This is a genomic window from Streptomyces sp. NPDC002044 (assembly GCF_040296725.1).
GTDB classification, from domain to species: domain Bacteria; phylum Actinomycetota; class Actinomycetes; order Streptomycetales; family Streptomycetaceae; genus Streptomyces; species Streptomyces antarcticus.
Genome location: NZ_JBEOXU010000044.1, coordinates 1 through 18,313 on the forward strand (window position 1 = coordinate 1; position 18,313 = coordinate 18,313).

At 68.5% G+C, this 18,313-nt stretch carries 17 protein-coding genes and 2 tRNA genes; 11 read left to right on the forward strand and 8 right to left on the reverse strand.

Translation table 11 applies throughout. From position 1 onward, the window contains the following. The first annotated feature begins 135 nt into the window (after positions 1-135). The 5 genes from gyrA (at position 136) to ABT106_RS14005 (ending at position 5,335) form a co-directional block, all read left to right on the forward strand. Positions 136-2,745, forward strand: coding sequence for a DNA gyrase subunit A (gene gyrA, locus ABT106_RS13985; RefSeq protein WP_351276362.1), 2,610 nt, complete (start codon positions 136-138; stop codon positions 2,743-2,745). Between the two features lie 87 nt (positions 2,746-2,832). Further along, on the forward strand, positions 2,833-3,411 hold the full coding sequence (locus ABT106_RS13990; RefSeq protein WP_502979354.1) for a DUF3566 domain-containing protein: 579 nt from the start codon (positions 2,833-2,835) through the stop codon (positions 3,409-3,411). Positions 3,412-3,494: 83 nt separating this feature from the next. Next, positions 3,495-3,568 (forward strand) — tRNA-Ile (locus ABT106_RS13995). 145 nt (positions 3,569-3,713) lie between these two features. Then, positions 3,714-3,848, forward strand: a complete 135-nt coding sequence (locus ABT106_RS14000; RefSeq protein ID WP_208809277.1) for a DLW-39 family protein — start codon at positions 3,714-3,716, stop codon at positions 3,846-3,848. A 206-nt stretch (positions 3,849-4,054) separates the two neighbouring features. Further along, positions 4,055-5,335 (forward strand): hypothetical protein, encoded by a 1,281-nt coding sequence (locus ABT106_RS14005; protein ID WP_351276366.1) that lies wholly within the window; start codon positions 4,055-4,057, stop codon positions 5,333-5,335. On the opposite strand, the gene ABT106_RS14010 is transcribed toward ABT106_RS14005, so the two are convergent. Beyond that, a complete protein-coding gene (locus ABT106_RS14010) occupies positions 5,322-6,680 on the reverse strand; it encodes a protein kinase domain-containing protein (RefSeq protein ID WP_351276368.1) in 1,359 nt (452 codons plus the stop codon). The genes ABT106_RS14005 and ABT106_RS14010 overlap by 14 nt on opposite strands. 48 nt (positions 6,681-6,728) lie before the next feature. Further along, a complete protein-coding gene (locus ABT106_RS14015; RefSeq protein WP_351276370.1) occupies positions 6,729-7,277 on the reverse strand; it encodes a helix-turn-helix domain-containing protein in 549 nt (182 codons plus the stop codon). A 162-nt stretch (positions 7,278-7,439) separates the two neighbouring features. On the opposite strand from ABT106_RS14015, the gene ABT106_RS14020 reads away from it, so the two are divergent. After that, a tRNA-Ala gene (locus ABT106_RS14020) sits at positions 7,440-7,512 on the forward strand. 725 nt (positions 7,513-8,237) lie between these two features. Here the strand turns inward: ABT106_RS14020 and ABT106_RS14025 are convergent. Beyond that, a complete protein-coding gene (locus ABT106_RS14025) occupies positions 8,238-8,663 on the reverse strand; it encodes a GntR family transcriptional regulator (protein WP_351276372.1) in 426 nt (141 codons plus the stop codon). Positions 8,664-8,829: 166 nt separating this feature from the next. Between ABT106_RS14025 and ABT106_RS14030 the strand changes: the two genes are divergently transcribed. Then, positions 8,830-10,992 carry a DNA methyltransferase gene (locus ABT106_RS14030; RefSeq protein WP_351276374.1) on the forward strand — a complete coding sequence of 721 codons (2,163 nt, stop codon included), beginning with the start codon at positions 8,830-8,832 and terminating at the stop codon, positions 10,990-10,992. On the opposite strand, the gene ABT106_RS14035 is transcribed toward ABT106_RS14030, so the two are convergent. The 3 genes from ABT106_RS14035 to ABT106_RS14045 form a co-directional block, all read right to left on the reverse strand. After that, positions 10,979-11,899 carry a hypothetical protein gene (locus tag ABT106_RS14035; protein WP_351276376.1) on the reverse strand — a complete coding sequence of 307 codons (921 nt, stop codon included), beginning with the start codon at positions 11,897-11,899 and terminating at the stop codon, positions 10,979-10,981. The genes ABT106_RS14030 and ABT106_RS14035 overlap by 14 nt on opposite strands. 130 nt (positions 11,900-12,029) lie before the next feature. Next, the gene (locus tag ABT106_RS14040; protein WP_351276378.1) at positions 12,030-12,548 is read right to left on the reverse strand and encodes a DUF1643 domain-containing protein; all 519 of its coding nucleotides are present in this window, start codon (positions 12,546-12,548) and stop codon (positions 12,030-12,032) included. Between the two features lie 99 nt (positions 12,549-12,647). Then, positions 12,648-14,015, reverse strand: coding sequence for an MFS transporter (locus tag ABT106_RS14045; protein ID WP_351276428.1), 1,368 nt, complete (start codon positions 14,013-14,015; stop codon positions 12,648-12,650). A gap of 244 nt (positions 14,016-14,259) precedes the next feature. Here ABT106_RS14045 and ABT106_RS14050 point away from each other — a divergent pair, with 244 nt between their 5' ends. Beyond that, a complete protein-coding gene (locus ABT106_RS14050) occupies positions 14,260-14,739 on the forward strand; it encodes a MarR family winged helix-turn-helix transcriptional regulator (protein ID WP_351276380.1) in 480 nt (159 codons plus the stop codon). Positions 14,740-14,889: 150 nt separating this feature from the next. Next, entirely contained in the window at positions 14,890-15,426 is a 537-nt protein-coding gene (locus ABT106_RS14055) for a LysM peptidoglycan-binding domain-containing protein (RefSeq protein WP_351276382.1), read from the forward strand. A gap of 75 nt (positions 15,427-15,501) precedes the next feature. On the opposite strand, the gene ABT106_RS14060 is transcribed toward ABT106_RS14055, so the two are convergent. Beyond that, positions 15,502-16,200: a DUF5324 family protein gene (locus ABT106_RS14060; RefSeq protein ID WP_351276384.1), complete on the reverse strand. Its 699-nt coding sequence runs from the start codon at positions 16,198-16,200 to the stop codon at positions 15,502-15,504. Positions 16,201-16,376: 176 nt separating this feature from the next. On the opposite strand from ABT106_RS14060, the gene ABT106_RS14065 reads away from it, so the two are divergent. Beyond that, entirely contained in the window at positions 16,377-16,904 is a 528-nt protein-coding gene (locus ABT106_RS14065) for a peptidylprolyl isomerase (protein WP_351276386.1), read from the forward strand. 136 nt (positions 16,905-17,040) lie between these two features. After that, complete coding sequence (locus ABT106_RS14070; RefSeq protein WP_351276388.1) at positions 17,041-17,913, forward strand: rhomboid family intramembrane serine protease; 873 nt, start codon at positions 17,041-17,043, stop codon at positions 17,911-17,913. 115 nt (positions 17,914-18,028) lie between these two features. Here the strand turns inward: ABT106_RS14070 and crgA are convergent, their stop codons facing one another. Further along, positions 18,029-18,283, reverse strand: coding sequence for a cell division protein CrgA (gene crgA, locus ABT106_RS14075; RefSeq protein WP_351276390.1), 255 nt, complete (start codon positions 18,281-18,283; stop codon positions 18,029-18,031). Between the last annotated feature and the right edge of the window lie 30 nt (positions 18,284-18,313).

Sequence of the window (18,313 nt, forward strand, 5' to 3'; positions counted from 1 at the left end):
ACGACCTGTTCTCGGTGCTGATGGGTGAGGACGTCGAAGCCCGGCGCTCCTTCATCCAGCGCAACGCCAAGGACGTCCGCTTCCTCGACATCTGAGTCGGCTCAGCTGACTGCCTGAAAGGACCTCTGACCAGCAATGGCCGACGAAACCATTCCCACCGCGGAGAACTCCGCGGAGGAGCCCGTCATGCGTATCGAGCCCGTCGGGCTCGAGACGGAGATGCAGCGCTCCTACCTCGACTACGCCATGTCCGTCATCGTCTCGCGCGCCCTGCCGGACGTGCGGGACGGCCTCAAGCCGGTCCACCGCCGCGTGCTGTACGCGATGTACGACGGCGGCTACCGGCCCGAGAAGGGCTTCTACAAGTGCGCCCGCGTCGTCGGTGACGTCATGGGCACCTACCACCCGCACGGCGACTCCTCGATCTACGACGCGCTGGTCCGCCTGGCCCAGCCGTGGTCGCTGCGGATGCCGCTGGTGGACAGCAACGGCAACTTCGGCTCACCGGGCAACGACCCGGCGGCCGCGATGCGCTACACCGAGTGCAAGCTGATGCCGCTGGCCATGGAGATGCTCCGGGACATCGACGAGGAGACCGTCGACTTCACGGACAACTACGACGGCCGTAACCAGGAGCCCACCGTCCTGCCGGCGCGGTTCCCGAACCTGCTGGTCAACGGCAGCGCCGGCATCGCGGTCGGCATGGCCACCAACATCCCGCCGCACAACCTCCGCGAGGTCGCGTCCGGTGCCCAGTGGGCGCTGGAGCACCCGGACGCCTCGCACGAGGAGCTCCAGGACGCGCTCATCGAGCGCATCAAGGGCCCCGACTTCCCCTCGGGCGCCCTGGTCGTGGGCCGCAAGGGCATCGAGGAGGCGTACCGGACCGGACGCGGCTCCATCACGATGCGCGCGGTGGTGGAGGTCGAGGAGATCCAGAACCGCCAGTGCCTGGTGGTCACGGAGCTGCCGTACCAGACCAACCCCGACAACCTCGCGCAGAAGATCGCGGACCTCGTCAAGGACGGCAAGGTCGGCGGCATCGCCGACGTCCGCGACGAGACGTCCTCGCGGACCGGCCAGCGGCTGGTGATCGTCCTCAAGCGCGACGCCGTCGCCAAGGTCGTGCTGAACAACCTGTACAAGCACACCGACCTGCAGACGAACTTCGGCGCCAACATGCTGGCGCTGGTGGACGGCGTGCCGCGCACGCTGTCGATCGACGCGTTCATCCGCCACTGGGTGACGCACCAGATCGAGGTCATCGTCCGGCGCACGAAGTTCCGCCTGCGCAAGGCGGAGGAGCGGGCGCACATCCTGCGCGGCCTGCTCAAGGCGCTGGACGCGATCGACGAGGTCATCGCGCTGATCCGGCGCAGCAACACCGTCGAGATCGCGCGCGAGGGCCTGATGGGCCTGCTGTCGATCGACGAGATCCAGGCGAACGCGATCCTGGAGATGCAGCTCCGCCGCCTGGCGGCCCTGGAGCGGCAGAAGATCGTCGCCGAGCACGACGAGCTCCAGTCCAAGATCAACGAGTACAACGCGATCCTCGCCTCGGAGTCGCGACAGCGCACCATCGTCAGCGAGGAACTGGCCGCGATCGTCGAGAAGTTCGGCGACGACCGGCGCTCCAAGCTGGTCCCCTTCGACGGCGACATGTCCATGGAGGACCTGATCGCCGAAGAGGACATCGTCGTCACGATCACACACGGCGGTTACGTCAAGCGGACCAAGACCGAGGACTACCGCTCGCAGAAGCGCGGCGGCAAGGGCGTGCGCGGCACGAAGCTGAAGCAGGACGACCTGGTCGACCACTTCTTCGTCTCGACCACGCACCACTGGCTGCTGTTCTTCACGAACAAGGGCCGCGTCTACCGCTCCAAGGCGTACGAGCTGCCGGACGCCGGCCGTGACGCCCGCGGGCAGCACGTGGCGAACCTGCTGGCCTTCCAGCCGGACGAGAAGATCGCCCAGATCCTCGCGATCCGCGACTACGAGGCGGCGCCCTACCTGATCCTGGCCACCAAGGGCGGCCTGGTGAAGAAGACGGCGCTCAAGGACTACGACTCGCCCCGTTCGGGTGGCGTCATCGCGATCAACCTCCGGGAGACGGAGGACGGTAGCGACGACGAGCTGATCGGCGCGGAGCTGGTGTCCGCCGACGACGACCTGCTGCTCATCAGCCGCAAGGCGCAGTCGATCCGCTTCACGGCGACCGACGACTCGCTGCGCCCGATGGGCCGTGCGACCTCGGGCGTGAAGGGCATGAGTTTCCGCGGCGCGGACGAGCTGCTCTCCATGAGCGTGGTCCGGCCCGGTACGTTCGTGTTCACAGCGACCGACGGGGGCTACGCCAAGCGCACGCCGGTCGATGAGTACCGCGTCCAGGGCCGTGGCGGTCTGGGCATCAAGGCCGCGAAGATCGTGGAGGACCGCGGGTCGCTCGTAGGGGCGCTCGTAGTGGACGAAACGGACGAGATTCTCGCCATCACGCTCAGCGGTGGTGTGATTCGTACGCGCGTCAACGAAGTCAGGGAGACCGGCCGTGACACCATGGGTGTCCAGCTGATCAACCTGGGGAAGCGCGATGCAGTGGTGGGCATCGCTCGTAACGCCGAGGCCGGTCAGGAAGCTGACGAGGTCGACGAGATCGAGACAGAGATCGAGACCGAGGCAGCCGACGGACAGGCCGCCGAGGCCGCCGGGGGCACGCAGCCTCCGGCCGGGGAGCACGAGGAGTAAGTCGTGAGTGGAGCCACGGGCGCCGGACCGGCCAAGACTGGAGCGAACGGTGCCCGTGGCCCCGCCGCGGACTCCCAGGGGGGAACCGTGACGGACACCCGAGGACCGCAGTCCAAGACCGGTACGGGCGCCGGTACCGCAACGGGTACCAGCGCCGGCGCGGGCCAGGAGCGGCCCGCACAGCCTTACCAGCCGCCGCAGGCCTACGCGGCGCCCCCCGGCCAGGGGGCGGCGCGGGGCGGCGGGGGCGCGGCCGCGCAGCGCGCGCCGCGTACGGGGTCGCGTACGGCTCCCAGGACGCGCAAGGCGCGGCTGCGGGTGGCCAAGGCCGACCCGTGGTCGGTGATGAAGGTCAGCTTCCTGCTGTCGATCGCGCTGGGCATCTGCACGATCGTCGCCGCGGTGGTGCTGTGGATGGTCATGGACGCGATGGGCGTCTTCTCGACCGTCGGCGGCACGATCAGCGAGGCGACCGGCTCGAACGAGAGCAACGGCTTCGACCTCCAGTCGTTCCTGTCGCTGCCGCGCGTGCTGGTCTTCACGTCGGTGATCGCGGTCATCAACGTGGTGCTCGCGACCGCGCTGGCGACGCTGGGTTCCTTCATCTACAACCTGTCCGCGGGCTTCGTCGGCGGTGTCGAGCTGACGCTCGCCGAGGACGAGTGACCTGCGCAGACGCGCGGTCGGAACCGGTTTTGGAGCTACCGCGTCTGTGCGCTAATCTTCAGGAGTCAGCGCGCAGCGCGGATGGGGCTATAGCTCAGTTGGTTAGAGCGCATCCCTGATAAGGATGAGGCCACAGGTTCAAATCCTGTTAGCCCCACAGTGTCGAAGACCCCCAGGCCCTTGGCCTGGGGGTCTTCGTCGTTGGGCCAGTTGGTGGGTTGCCAGGTCACCGATCGGTATCGGCCGGTGTGTATTGTTGGGCGCCAGAAGTCCCCTACGTCAACGAAAGACGAGGTCGCGCGGTGAAGAAGCTGCTCCTGGTCGCACTGGCCGCCATCGGCGGGCTCCTCGTGTACCGCCAGATCCAGGCGGACCGCGCCGAGCAGGACCTGTGGACGGAGGCAACTGACTCCGTGCCCTCTGGTTCCGGTGTGTGAGACCCACGGTTGATCCCATGAAGCCCCGGCTGCCGCTGCTGCCGGGGCTTTGTGCTGTTCTGTGACGAAAAATTGCTTTATGCAAAGATTTGGCTTGCGCTAGCAAACTCGGGGTGGGCGTGATGGGTCGGGTACGTCGGACGGATCGGGTGCGGGTACGCCGGACTCCGCGGGTTCGCGGGACCGCGCTCCTCGGAGCCGCGGTCGTGGGCCTCGCGGCCGGCGCGCCGGCGGCGGCGCGCGCCGAGGGGGCGGCCCCGCGGCCCGTGCCGACGTACCGGGCCGCGGAGGGCGCCAGGGCGGTCGAGGGCACACGCTCCACCGCGGACGCCCCGCTGCTGGAGGCCGGTCACACGTACGCGGACACCCTCGCGCCCGGGGAGCGGGTCTACCGGCTCGTCCTGGAGCAGGACCGGTCCGACGTGTACATCTCCGCGGTGGCGCGGCCGGGGGCCGGCGCCAAGGTCGGCTACAGCGACGGCATCGCGGTGGAGGTCATGACCACCACCGGGCGCACCTGCCCCGGCAGTTCCGGCCGGGCCTCCTTCGGCCACGACCCGCTCCCCATCAGCGCCGCGGGCGTCCGGCGGGGCGCGGAGGACCACGACTGCGCGCCGGGCGGGGTCTACTACGCCAAAGTCACCCGCACCGCCGCGAAAGGATCCGACCAGAGCCCCTGGCCGCTGGAGCTCCGGGTCCAGCGCGAGCCGGGCACCGGCGCGGGCGGCCCCACCGCGGCGCCCAGTGCCTGGCCCTCCGGGACGCCTTCGCTGCCCGGGACCGAGCCGGTGCCCCGGGCCGGCGGGACCGGCTTCAACGACGCCCGGGCCGTGACGGCCGGGGTGTGGCGCGACGAACTGCGGCCCGGGGAGACCCGGTACTACCGGGTCCCGCTGGACTGGGGGCAACAGCTGGGCGTGGGCGCCGAGCTGGCCGCCGCCCGGATGACGAAGGAGTACGGCTCCGCCTCGAACGGGCTCACCGTCGCGCTGTACAGCCCGTACCGGGCCCTGGTCTCGGACGAGAGCGGCTCGTACGACGGCAGACAGGCCGGGGTCACGCTGGAGAAGACCCCGCCCGTCGCCTACGAGAACCGCTTCTCCGGCGACCGGGACGTCCAGGCGGTGGGGATCGCCGGCTGGTACTACGTCGGCGTCACCATGGGCGGCAAGGTCGCCGAGTTCACGCAGGACGCCGCGCCCGTGCCGCTGACCCTGCGGACGGACGTCATCGGCGGCCCGGCGAAGGCACCCGCCTACCGGGAGGACCCGGCCGCGGGCGGATTCGGCGTCGGGGCCGCGGAACGGACGGCGGCCCGGGACGGGCTGACCGCTCCGGAGGCGAACGAGGACGCCGCGAACCGCTCGGCGATGCGGCTGGTGGCCGGGGCGGGCTTCGGCACCGGAACGCTGCTGCTGCTCGTCCTGGGCGGCTGGGTGCTGCTCGCCCGGCGGGGCCGGGGCAGCCGGGGCGCTACTGCCGGATGACGGCCCAGACGCCGACCGCGAAGCAGAGCAGCGCCGCGAGGAGGATCGCGGCCGCCACCCGCGCCGGGGGCGGGGCGACGCCGCCGGTGCGGACCGCCGGGGCCGTGGGCGCGGGGGCCGTGGCTGCCGGGGGTACGGCGGCTGCCAGGTACGGGGCCGGGGCGGGTGTCGCGTGCGGGGCCGGGGGCGGCAGGTGGAAGCTCCCGGTTTCCGAAGGGCCTCCCGCCCGGGCGGGAGAGGCCGGGTACGGGGCGGCGGTGGCCCCCGTGGCAGGCGGTACGGGTACGGGGACGGGTATGGCGGCGGCCGTGGCTGCGGCCACCGTACGGGCGGTGCCCCGCGGATCGGCGGGCACGGCCTGTGGCGCGGTGCGGGGCGACGGGGACGGGGCCCGGGGAACGGCCGTGTGGCCGTCCGGCGGGGCGGTGGTGACCGCGGGTGCCCCGGGGGGCGCGGCGGAGGTGCTCAGCGGCCCCTGGGGGCCGAAACCGGCGGGGACCGGGCCGAGTTGGTCGAACACCTCCACCGGTTCCTCGTCGGGACCCGGAGGCGGGAGGAGCTCGACGGCCTCGGCGAGCGCCTTGCGCGCGCCCGTGGCCGTCCGGAACCGGCTGTGGGGGTCCGGCTGGAGGAGGGAGGAGAGGACGTCCCAGAGCGGCGCGGGGACGCCTTCGGGGGCGCCGGGGGTGCCGTGGGCGAGGAAGTGCTCCACCAGGCCCTGGGAGTCGGGCTTGCGCCCCTGAAGCAGGTACAGGGCCACCAGTCCGACGGCGAAGAGGTCGGCCGGGAAGTCGGGCTCGGCGGCGAGCAGTTGCTCGGGCGCGAAGTAACCGGGGGTGCCGACGACGTAGTTGGTCTCGGTCAGCCGGGGCTCGCCCTTGCGCATGGAGATGCCGAAGTCGGACAGCCGCAGGTGCGGCCGCCCGGTTCCGGTGGCCTCCATCAGGATGTTGGCCGGTTTGATGTCGCGGTGCACGACTCCCTCCGCGTGCACGGCCGCCAGCCCGGACAGGAGCTGGTCGAGCAGCGTGCACACGAAGCGGGGCGGGAGCGGTCCGTAGTCGCCGATCACGTGGGCGAGCGAGCCGCCGCCGACCAGGTCCATCGTGAAGAGGACCTTGTCGTCGTCGGCCGCCCAGCTGGCCGGCGCCAGTACGTGGGGGTGGTCGATCCGCAGGGCCTGTTCCCGCACGAAGCGCAGGAGGGTGTGGGCGTCGCTCTGCAGGAGGACCTTCGCGGCGACGTACCGTCGACGCCTGTGGTCCCAGGCCCGCCATACGGCGCCCGCGCCACCGCGCCCGATCGGATCGATCAGCTCGTACCGACCGGCGAAGATCTCACCCACGCTGTGCCCGTCCCCCGTCCCCGTCACCCTCGTCCGCTGCCGTGCGCGTCAGTTCTGATGGGCCTCGTAGTGGGCCACCGCGTCCGCGGTACGGCCCGCGCCGTACACCCGGAGGAACTCTGCCAGTTCCGGGTGGCTGGGGGCGAGGGTGTCGGCTGCGTCGATGATGTCACCGGCCGCGGAGACCGAGCGCAGCAGTGACTGGATCTCCCGGACGACCCGTTTCACGGTGGGGGCGCCGGAGTTGGTCGCGGTCTGGCCGCTGTTGCTGAGGACCGAGCCTCCCTGGGTCTTCTTGATCTCGTCCATCCGGTCGGCGGCCTCCCCGGCGCTGACGCTCCCGTCGGACACCTGGCCGGCGAGGTCCTGGAGGGCCTGCACCCGCTGCACCACGGCAGGGTTGCCGATCTTGGCGCGCTGGCCGCTCATCAGCTGGGACAGCATGGGCGCCGACAGTCCGAGGACGGCAGCGAGGCGGGCCTGGTTCAAACCGAGGTCATCTATGAGTCGTCGGAAAAGCGCGCCGAGCGGCTCCCCGTACCAACTGCGCTGAAGCTCTCTGGCTCTGGCCGTGGCCTCTTGTTGTACTGCGTCCACTCTTACTACTCCCCTTCGCTGGTGCGAACCTCGCGAGCATCTTACGGAGAGTGGTCGCGGGGCGGGAGTCCCTATCATTTTGCGAGATGAGGGGGTACACCCGGTACTCTGTTCTGCGGAACGACCCCTCCTCGTACGGGGGACGGGTGCGTCCACATGCTCGGGGCCTTAGCTCAGTTGGTAGAGCGCTGCCTTTGCAAGGCAGATGTCAGGAGTTCGAATCTCCTAGGCTCCACAAAATCACGGTCCCCTGACCTGCGGAAACGCAGCTCAGGGGACTATTTTGTCCCGATTTTCGATGTTGGCACGTACGCGTTGCCGACAGGTCTCAGAGGCCAGGCTCTTCGGGGAGATTCGGCCCGGCGGCTCCCAGGGGCCGGCAGGCCCGCGATGACGGCTGACCAGGGGCGGGCCGAGCTGCGAGCATGCATCACCCATGGATCCTGCGGCGGGCTCAGCGTCTTGCCCTGCGGTGCCGACGGGCCTTGGCGCGCCAGGACGCATTCCCGTTGGCGGGAGAGGGTTACCACCAGGTGAGGGGCGTTCGCCCACCGCTACTTGGTCGTACGCGCTCCCCAGCGAGCATGCCGAAGTCCCGCTCAGGGTGAGGTTCTTCCGACACGGTGCGGCAGGAGCGTGACTGCGGCCGGGGGGGGCGTTCTCGTGGCTGACAGCCGGGTACTCGTGATCTTTGGACAGCCTCCGGTCCTGGCCCAGCCAGGCGGAAACTGCGCTCGACCACCCAGCGACGCGGAACGACGGCGCAGATCGGAACCTCGCGCGGCGGGGCGTCTGCTCGTGCCCAGGTCCGGCGGAAGCCGCCGTCCTTCCGCCCTACAACCTGGATGGTGATCACGGTTTCCTCGCCAACCCGGGCCTGGAATCCCTCGCCCCGGCATTCGATGCCCGACTCGGCGGGTCCACGACGACTCAGGAGTCAATGAGGACGGCAACGATTGCTCAAGACCTCTTACTGGCGGACTCGCAGCGATCAATGGGATCTTTCGTGCTGCTGCTGCTGCTGCTGCCTGCCTGAGCTTCGAGACGAGCGAGTCGGTCGTTGACATGCTGGAGCTCCCCGCGGATGGCCTCCAGTTCCTGTGCGAGACCTAGAGATGGCGGGCCCTTTTCATCTGCGGTGGTGGGGGGTGCCGAAGGGTCTCGAACGAAGACGCCGCGACCCTGATGCGAGGTCACCGCACCTTCCTCCCGAAGTACGCGGAGTGCGTTCTGTGCAGTCATCAGCGCGATACCGAACTCCTTCGCCAGCTGCCTCCCCGAAGGCAGCCGGCTCCCTGGCTGATATTTCCCTTCGGCGATGCCGTCGCGCAGTGCCGCAGCGACTTGCAGGTACGGCGGGCGAGGGTCGTCAGGGCTTAGCTCCATAAGTCTGACCGTAGCTGACTTAGGTCGACCTATGTCAATAGGGTATGCGGATCGGCTGCTTGTCTTGGGCTGCCCGGGCCGTGATGGGCGTTGAGGGGTGTGTCAGCTCGCAAGGGGCGTAGGCCAGTCGCCAGCGTGGATACTTGTCCGCGATCGGGAGGAGCAAATGATGATCTTCGAACCGCAGGGCATGCTCGACGCTATGGGAGATGCGCCGCGACGCATTAGTCGTAGCGTGGTGCCTGCCGTGTCGGCGCTGGAAGTAGGATTCCCAGCTGAAATGATCTCCGCAGCTGCTGAGCGTGAGTCATGGCGCAAGGAGGTTCACCGCCCCGCCACGCACACTCACAAGTGGTGGGCGCAGCGTCTCGGATCTGTATTCCGTGGGATCTTGGCAGCCGCTATTGCTGAAGACAAGCAGGACGCAATCGACTGTTACAGCAACGTGCTACGGCTTCCCGGTCTGGTAGTTTGCGACCCCTTTGCCGGCTCGGGTACGACGTTGGTCGAGGCCGCCAAGCTAGGTGCCAAAATTGTCGGTAGGGATATCAACCCTGTCGCCACCCTTGTTCAAAGGCAAGCCTTGGCGTCCTGGGATCGAACGCTCTTGGACGCGGCTTTCAAGAAAGTCGAGTCGCAGGTACGAGAGCAGATCGATGCACTCCATCGGAACAAAGACGGCTTGCCGGTCCTCTACTACTTCTGGGTGGGGTTGGCCTCATGTCCGCAATGTCCGGCCGAGGCCGCACCAGTCGAACTGTTTAGTCGTTATGTCTTCGCGCAACACGCGTATCCGAAGAAGTATCCGACGAGTCGCGCAACCTGCCCGCATTGTCATGCTGTCGTCGTTGTGAACGTCATTGAGGACAGCAAGCTCACGTGTCATGGGTGCGGCCAGACCTCAAGCCTCTCGGGTCCTGTGAACCGGGCCACGATGACCTGCCCGAGTGGTCACGCGTCAAAGGTGCTCGACGCGCTTGGTGATCACCCACCCGCATTGCGTATGTACGCCAAGCAAGTCCTGGCCCCGGACGGCACGCGGCGCTATGAGCCGATCGACGACTTCGACGAAGCTCTGTATGCAAAGGCAGAACGGTGCCTTGCGGATGAAAAGACGGACTTGGTCCTGCCAGCCGGCGGGCTGGAAGACGGTCACAACACCCGGCAGGCCCTCAGGTGGAACTATCAAAGATGGGCTCAGTTCTTCAACGCACGCCAGTTGTACAGCCTTGGCCTGCTCGGAGCTGCTATCCGTGATCTGGACGTGAGTCCGGAGCGCGAGGCCCTGGCTGCCCTCTTTTCGGGCGTCTTGGAGTTCAACAATCTCTTCTGCTCATTCAAGGGAGAGGGAACCGGAGCGGTTCGGCACATGTTCTCCAACCATGTGTTGAAGCCTGAGCGAACTCCGCTGGAGGCTCACCCTTGGGGAACGCCGTCATCGTCGGGAGCCTTTTCTACGCTATACCGGTCCAGAATTATCCGGGCGTTGGACTACAAAGATGAGCCGCATGATTTGATTTCATCTCATGGGGGTTTCGAAAGAAAATTTGGATTGTCGGAATCCTTGAAGCGTGATCTCGGTAGTGCGCAGGATTTCGTAGACGGTGAGGTGACTGCTTATATCAACCACGGGTCTTCGGCTTCGTTTGATCTTCCGGATTCTTCAGTGGACCTAGTGGTTACTGATCCGCCGTTTATGGATAATGTTCACTACAGTGAGCTTGCAGACTTCTTCCACGCATGGTTGCGTGAGATCAAACCTTTTGACGGTTACCCAACCGAATTCACCACGACGCGCCATGTCGAAGAGGTGCAGTCCGTTAACCCTGTCGACTTTGGTGAGGCAATCGGTGCGGTTTGGAAGGAGTGTGCTCGTCTGCTCAAACCCCAAGGGCTGCTGGCCTTCACCTTCCACCAAGCTCGGATCACCGGATGGGTGGAACTGGTCAAAGCGCTTGAGTCGGCGGGGCTGGTGGTTACCGCGATCCAACCAGTGAAGGCGGAGATGAGCACGAGTACGATCAAGTCCAGTGCTGCGGACCCCTCCAACTTGGACTCGATTGTGGTCTGCCGCCTCATCGGCCACAGTGTGCCGTCGGCGACAACGGTTGCAGATGTGGAGTCACGCGCAGTAGTCAGCCTTCGGGAATGCCAGGTGGCGGGCGTGAAGGTCGGCTTTTCAGATGTGGAGTCGGTGTTGCGGGGGTCGGTGCTGGCCTTGCATACGCTCCCGGGCAACTCGATTTCGATGGACTGCCTGGCAGCGGCTGCCGACGAGGCCGTGACGCGGGCTGCCGCTGCCCTTGAAGTGCGCTCTAACCGATCGTGAGTGTGCTCAGATCGATTTCGAAACGGCCTCGCTGGGCCGTCTCCTCCTTGCGATTCGCGGGCTGAGGAAAGGGGTCCGTAGCTGGCTGCTCACGCTCGGGGGACAGCTTTGAAGGGCGGTAGCAGTGGAACAGTTCACCGACCCCATCGGATACGGATCGGGTCATCTCGCGTACATGGGTAAGTGGGTGCTCGCTGGAAAGATCACCGCGCTCGCTGATGAGCGTCGCGGAGCGGGAAAGCCAATCCCATCCGAGAGGATTCGAGAACAGCAGCATGGGACGCTGCCGGTCCGCTCCGTCCCCATAGGTACCGAGGCCAATCTGCTTCTTGCGGGTACCAGTGATGCGCTCGTATAGCTGGACGTCCTTGTTGAGAGCGCCACCGGCTACCAGGACAAGAGAGTGAACGTATACGGTTCCTTCGGCCGTGCCCTTGGCCAGAGTCACGAAGAGATAGTAAGAAGGGATGCGCAGAGGCGCTCCGGTTGCGGAGTAGACCCGGATCGTCTCGCAGGGAGGTGTGCTGTTGAAGTCGAGACCAGCCGCACGTGCAGGCTTCCCATTCTTTCCGAGATCCACCTTCTTCACTTCGATCCCGAAGATCGCACGGGTGTCGTAGTCCGCGCCGCCACTCTCCAAGAGGTGGTATTCGTCAGGCCGGGCAATGACCACGTCAGGGCTCACGAGGGGTTTGTCGGCCCTGAGAACGAGTATGCCGTCCTGGAGTTTGTCCTTTAGGACGTCTGCCACGTACTCGTCGAACGGATCGTCCTGGGTCTTCAACTTGTCGCGGAGACGGAATGGGACAGGTCTGCCATCCTCGTCGAAGAACCTTTCGGACAAGATGAGGAAGGCCAGCCCTGGCAGATCCGTGGGGCGCACTCGATCGGTCGCTTCGTAGTTCATGCCGCATGGATAACACGCTGGGCCGACAGCGCGCTGCGCTTTGGCCGTATGTAGGGGTACCGCTCGCCAGCGCGGAGGTTCTTTTACTAAGCCTCGCCCTCGGGTCCTGTCCCTGTTGCCGCCCCGCTACTCAGATGGGCTCCATGTCGCCGCTGGTGAGGAAGTGGACCGCCAGCACCTTCGCCAGCCGTTCCTCGAAGGTGGCACCGTGGACGCGCTGCTTCTCCGGCCCTACATACTGACGCCACCTTGAGGGGTGTCGTGGGGCCCCTGCGATCATCCAGATACGAGGAATCCCGCTGACCTGTAGGTACTGCCTCAGCCAGGCTTCCTGCTCCCGCAGTGTGGCGCCGACTACCCCTGGAGTCGGGCCGGAGCCCCAGGCGAAGAGAACTTCATCGGCCTCGTCGACAGCCTGCTGCAGCAGCAATCGCGAGCGTCCTGCATCGTTCTTGGTGATGTCTCGTCTGCTGAGCTCCTTCTGATCCTTCGTGGGCGTGTCCAGGAGGTTCGCCAGCTGCAAGCGGTCGCAGCCGGTGAGTGGAAGCGCTGACGTCAGGTTGCGGAACGTGATGGTTTCGGTGGGCGGCTTCAACGCTGGGTTGAGCAGCACTGCGCATAGCGTTCGTGGGGCCTTGACGGTGTTCATCAGTGTGCTGCTACCTCCGTTGGCCGGGCCATGAGACGTTACCGGGTGCGCCCACAAGGGCTTTGCGGAGTTTTGTGTGCGGTCCGGCGGGGTGCACCGCTACTCCCGGGCCGTTGTTTCACGTGAAACAGCGCTGCGCAGGAGGGTCGCGGCGAGGGCGACCGCCGCCAGGAGCAGGACTGCTCCGATCCCGAAGGCCAGGTGGTAGCCACTGGTCAGGGCTTCGGCCGGAGAACTGCCCGCTGCCTGTCGGGACTTCGTACGGGAGGCGGCGAGGGTGGAGAGGACGGCCACTCCGAGGGCCATGCCGATCTGCTGGGTGGTGTTGAACAGGCCCGAGGCGAGGCCGGCGTCGGCGTCGTCGGCGCCGGACATGCCCAGCGTGGTGAGGGCCGGCAGGGCCAGGCCGAAGCCGGCGGCCAGCAGCATCACGGGCAGCAGGTCGGTGGCGTAGTCGGCATCGACCGGCAGCCGCGTCAGCAGGCCGAGGGCCGCGAGCAGCAGGACGAGGCCGGCCAGCAGGACGCTGCGCTCCCCGAACCGGGCGTTCAGGCGGGCCGAGACACCGAGCGAGACGGCCCCGATCGCCAGCGCGGCGGGGAGCATCGCCACGCCGGTGGCGGCGGCGCCGTAGCCCAGCACCCGCTGGAGGTAGAGGGCCACGAGGACCTGGAAGGCGAACAGGGCGGCCACCATGAGCATCTGGACGAGGTTGGCGCCGACCACGGTCCGGGACCTGAAGATCCGCAGCGGTACGAGCGGAGTACGCGCCTTCGCCTGCCGCACGGTGAACGCGGCGAGGAGGGCCAGGGAGAGGCCCCCGAGGCCAAGGGTCCGCCCGGAGGTCCAGCCGTACCGCTCCACCTCGATCACGGTGTAGATCCCCAGCATCAGCCCGGAGATGACGAGCAGGGAGCCGATGACGTCGGCGCCCGACCGGAGCCCGAGACCCCGGTCGGCGGGAAGCGCGGGCAGGGCCAGGAGCACGGTGGCGACTCCGATGGGCAGGTTGATGAAGAAGATCCAGTGCCAGTCGAGGGCGTCGGTCAGGACCCCGCCCACCACCTGGCCGAGTGCGGCCCCGGCCGCTCCGGTGAAGGAGAAGACGGCGATCGCCCTGGCGCGCTCCCGGGGAGTGGTGAACAGCGTGATCAGGATGCCGAGGGCGACGGCGGAGGCCATCGCGCTGCCGACTCCCTGCAGGAACCGGGCGGTTGTCAGCAGCCCCGGGGAGGACGCGCATCCGGCGAGTACCGAGGCTCCGGTGAAGACGGTGGTCCCGGCGAGGAACATCCGCTTGCGGCCGAGAAGGTCGCCGAGGCGCCCGGCGAGGAGCAGCAGGCCGCCGAAGGCGATCAGGTAGGCGTTCACCACCCAGCTGAGCCCGGCGGAGGTGAAGCCCAGGTCGTGCTGGATGGCGGGCATCGCCACGGTGACGATGCTGCCGTCGAGGATCGTCATCAGCATGCCGGTGGAGAGCACGGTGAGGGCGGTCCAGCGGGAGCGCAGCCCCTGCGGGGCGAGGGCCGGGGTGGATCCGTGAGTGGCGGACCCGTGAACGGCGGAGCCGCCGGGGTCGGTGGCGGAGACGGGGGCGGGGCTGGGAGTGGCGGGCATCGGTCTCTCCGGTCAGTGAGGGCGACTGATTGGACCGTAGCGGATAGTTTTGTTGCAGACGGTTTTCTTCGGATCGAAGATTTAGAGTGGTGTCATGACCGCCATGGCCCCCGCCCGCACCGAGCCCGACCTCTCCTTCCTCCTCGACCACACCAGTCACGTGCTGCGCACCCGCATGGCAGCGGCCCTGGACGAGGTCGGGCTGACCCCCCGCATGCACTGCGTCCTCGTCCATGCCCTGGAAGAGGAGCGCACCCAGGTTCAGCTCGCCGAGATCGGCGACATGGACAAGACGACGATGGTCGTCACGGTGGACGCCCTGGAGAAGGCCGGACTGGCCGAGCGCCGCCCTTCCGCCACGGACCGCAGGGCCCGGATCATCGCCGTCACGGAGGCCGGAGCCGCCGTCGCCGTCGAGAGCACCCGGATCGTCGACCGGGTGCACGCCGACGCCCTCGCCTCCCTCCCCGGCCCCGACCGCGCCGTCCTGCTGCGGGTCCTCGGCCTGCTCGCCGAAGGCGATCTGGGCACCCCGTCCGAGAGCCCCCGGCCGGCCCGCCGGGCCCGCCAGTGAGAGTGCGCCGGGCCGGCCGGTGACCGGCGCCGGGCCCGGCCCGCGCGTCCCCCGGACGGCCCCGCCGTGCGGCCGTCCGGGGCCCGGTGCCGGACAGTGGGGGCAGGCGTACCGCCCAGGGGGGCACCACCACGCCGGAGGCGTACACACATGGGACTCTTCGACTTCCTGAAGTCCGACAAGAAGAAGCAGCAAGAGGCCGCCGAGAAGGTGACGGAGCAGGTCCAGCAGCGGGCGGCGGCGCCCGCCGCACCACCCGCGAGCGCCGCGGCCGACGCCGCCGCGGCCACCCGTGCGGCCGCCGAGCGGATGGCGGCCACCGCGCCGCCCAAGCCCGCGGCGCCGACCCCGGCGTCCGCCGCGCACAAGGCCGTCCCCGTGGCCCCCAAGCCCGCCGCCGTGCCGCCGCGCCCGGTCGCTCCCACGCGCGGGCCCGGCGCGCCGCACACGCCGTCGCCCGCCTCGGCGGCGCACAAGGCCGTTCCGGCGGCGCCCAGGCCGGCGCCCGCGCCCGCGGCCAAGAAGCGCACGTACACCGTCCGGCCCGGTGACTCGCTCTCCCTGATCGCCCGCCGCGAACTCGGCAACGAGGGCCGCTGGCGCGAGCTGTACGCGGTGAACAAGGGCGTCGTCGGCTCCAACCCCGACCTCATCCGCCCGGGCATGGTCCTCACCCTGCCGGGCTGACACCGCCCGGCACACGCCGAAGGGGCCCGCATCCGACAGGATGCGGGCCCCTTCGGCCTACGGGTGATCCGCGGTTCAGGGACGCTCGCCCTCGGCGGTCGGCCCCGCGTCCGCGTCGCGCTCCTTCTCCGCCAGCTCGTCGTCGAAGCTCGCCGGCCCGGCATCGCGCGCCGACAGCTCGGTGGCCGCCGGCGGCTCTACGAGCCAGTCCGGGTTCGACTGCTGGTCCCACCACTTCCACGCCGCGAAGGCACCGCCGGCCAGCAGGCCGACCAGGGCCACACCGCGCAGCACCCGGCCGGTGCGCGCCCGGCGCTCGTGCCGTCGCACCAGCCGCTGCACCTCCTTCGCCGACACCTGGCCGCGCAGCGCGGCGAAGGCGGCGGTCGACCGCGAGGCGGCCTCCTCGGCGACCGGGGTGGCCGCCGCGAGCGCGCTCTCGAACTTCGGCTGCGTGTAGTCGGCCGCCTGTCGCGCGGCCCGGCGCGTCTGCTTCACGGCTCGCGTCGCCGCCCGGTCCACGTTCGGCGGCACATGGGCGCGCGCCGACTTGAGCCGGGGGTGCAGATGGTGGTCATACGTCGTACGTGCCTGCTTGGCGGCCTCGTTGGCCGCGTACGACACCTTGGGCGCCAGCCGCTCGTTCGCCTCATGCGCGTAGTGCACCGCGGCATCCTTGGCGGATTCTGCGTACGGCGCCACCACTTCCGACGCGTGCCGCACAGTCTCCCTGGCGCTCTCGGCGGCCAGGCGCACGCTGTCCTTGCGGGTCACGGGATTCCTCCTCCTCGGTGGCGGACACAGTTCACCTTTCCACCCTTGGTCGGATCATGCCTGCGATCACGCCGGCGAGCATGTGTGACAGGGCATACGGGTGGACGATTTTCTGTGCGGCGCAGCGCTCCGTGCGACTATCTGGACCGACAGTGATGACTAAGGAAGGCAGATCAGTGGCCGAGAAGCTCTACGCCACCCTGAAGACGACCCACGGCGACATCGAGATCGAGCTGCTGCCGAACTTCGCTCCGAAGACCGTCCGGAACTTCGTCGAGCTCGCCACGGGCGCCCGCGAGTGGACCCGGCCGACCGACGGTCAGAAGACCACGGACCCGCTGTACGACGGCACCGTCTTCCACCGTGTCATCAGCGGCTTCATGATCCAGGGCGGGGACCCCCTCGGCAACGGCACGGGCGGCCCGGGCTACCAGTTCGCGGACGAGTTCCACCCGGACCTGGCCTTCACCAAGCCCTACCTGCTGGCCATGGCCAACGCCGGCCCGGCCACCAACGGCTCGCAGTTCTTCGTCACCGTCGCCCCCACCGCGTGGCTGACGCGCAAGCACACCATCTTCGGCGAGATCAACGACAAGGCGTCCCGGCAGGTCGTGGACACCATCGCCGGGCTGGCCACCAATCCGCGCACCGAGCGCCCCCTGGACGACGTGATCATCCAGTCGGTCGTCATCGAGAAGCGCTGATCCGCCGCTGCGGACGAGCGCTGACCGAGCGGGACCTCCACCCGCGGGGAACCTTTCCGCCCCGCCCGTCCGTCCTGGATACACGTACCGGATCGGCGGGGCGCCCCCCGCGCCCCGCCGCCGACCGAGGGGACCGATGGACACGGACCGCCTGCCGGGCTGCTACCGCCACCCGGACCGCGACACGGGGATCAGCTGCACCCGCTGCGAGCGCCCCATCTGCCCCGAGTGCATGATCAGTGCCTCGGTCGGCTTCCAGTGCCCCGAATGCGTGCGCGACGGTTCCGGCACCGGACACCGGTCCTCCGCCAACGCGCCGCGCACCATCGCCGGCGGGGTGGTAGCCGCCGACCCCCACCTGGTCACGAAGGTCCTGATCGGTCTCAACGCCGCGGTGTTCCTCTTCTGCCTGGCCGTGCCGTCGGCCGCCCGCCCGCTGGAACTGCTCGGCCGGTACGCCGACTACTACGGGGCGCCGGTCCAGGGCGTCTCCAGCGGCGAGTACCACCGCCTGATGACCTCGGTGTTCCTGCACGCCGAGTGGTGGCACGTCATCGGCAACATGCTCGCCCTGTGGGTGATCGGAGGCCCGCTGGAGGCGGCACTCGGCCGGGCCCGCTATCTCGCCGTCTACCTGCTGTCCGGCCTGGGCGGCAGCGCCCTCGTCTATCTGCTGACCGCGCCGAACGTACCGACCATCGGCGCGTCCGGGGCCGTCTTCGGCCTGCTCGGCGCGACCGTCGTCCTGGCCCGGCGGCTGCGGTACGAGATGCGGCCGGTGCTCGTGATGGTCGGGCTGATGCTGCTCCTGAGCTTCGTGTCGTTCGGCAGCCTGCGGGTGTCCTGGCAGGCCCACATGGGCGGCCTGGTCACCGGGGCACTGGTGGCTCTGGGGATGCTCCTGCCCGCCGCGGGCAGGAGCCGCACCCTCATTCAGTGGGGTACCTGTGTGGTGGTGTTCCTGCTGGCCGCAGGGGTCGTCGTGCTGCGGACCGCCGAACTCACCTGATCACACCGGCGTCAACTCTCCACAGGGTTATCCACAGATCTTCTGTCTTTTCCTCAGGTGTGGATGACGCTGTGGATAACTCATGGGGAGAGCTTCCCTCACGGGGCGAGAGGTGCTACTTCCACTGGGTGGAGACGCCGAATCCCGCCGCGATGAAACCGAAACCGACCACGATGTTCCAATTGCCCAGCGCCTCGACCGGCAGCTGGGTCTCGGTCACGTAGAAGACGACGATCCAGGCGAGTCCGATCAGGAAGAGGGCCAGCATGACCGGGGCGACCCAGCTGCGGTTCGTCAGCCTGATGACCTGCGGCTGCCGCGCCGGCGGCGGCGTGTAGTCGTCCTTCTTGCGGATGCGTGACTTCGGCACGAGGGGCTCTCCTGTCGATGGGCTGGGGAC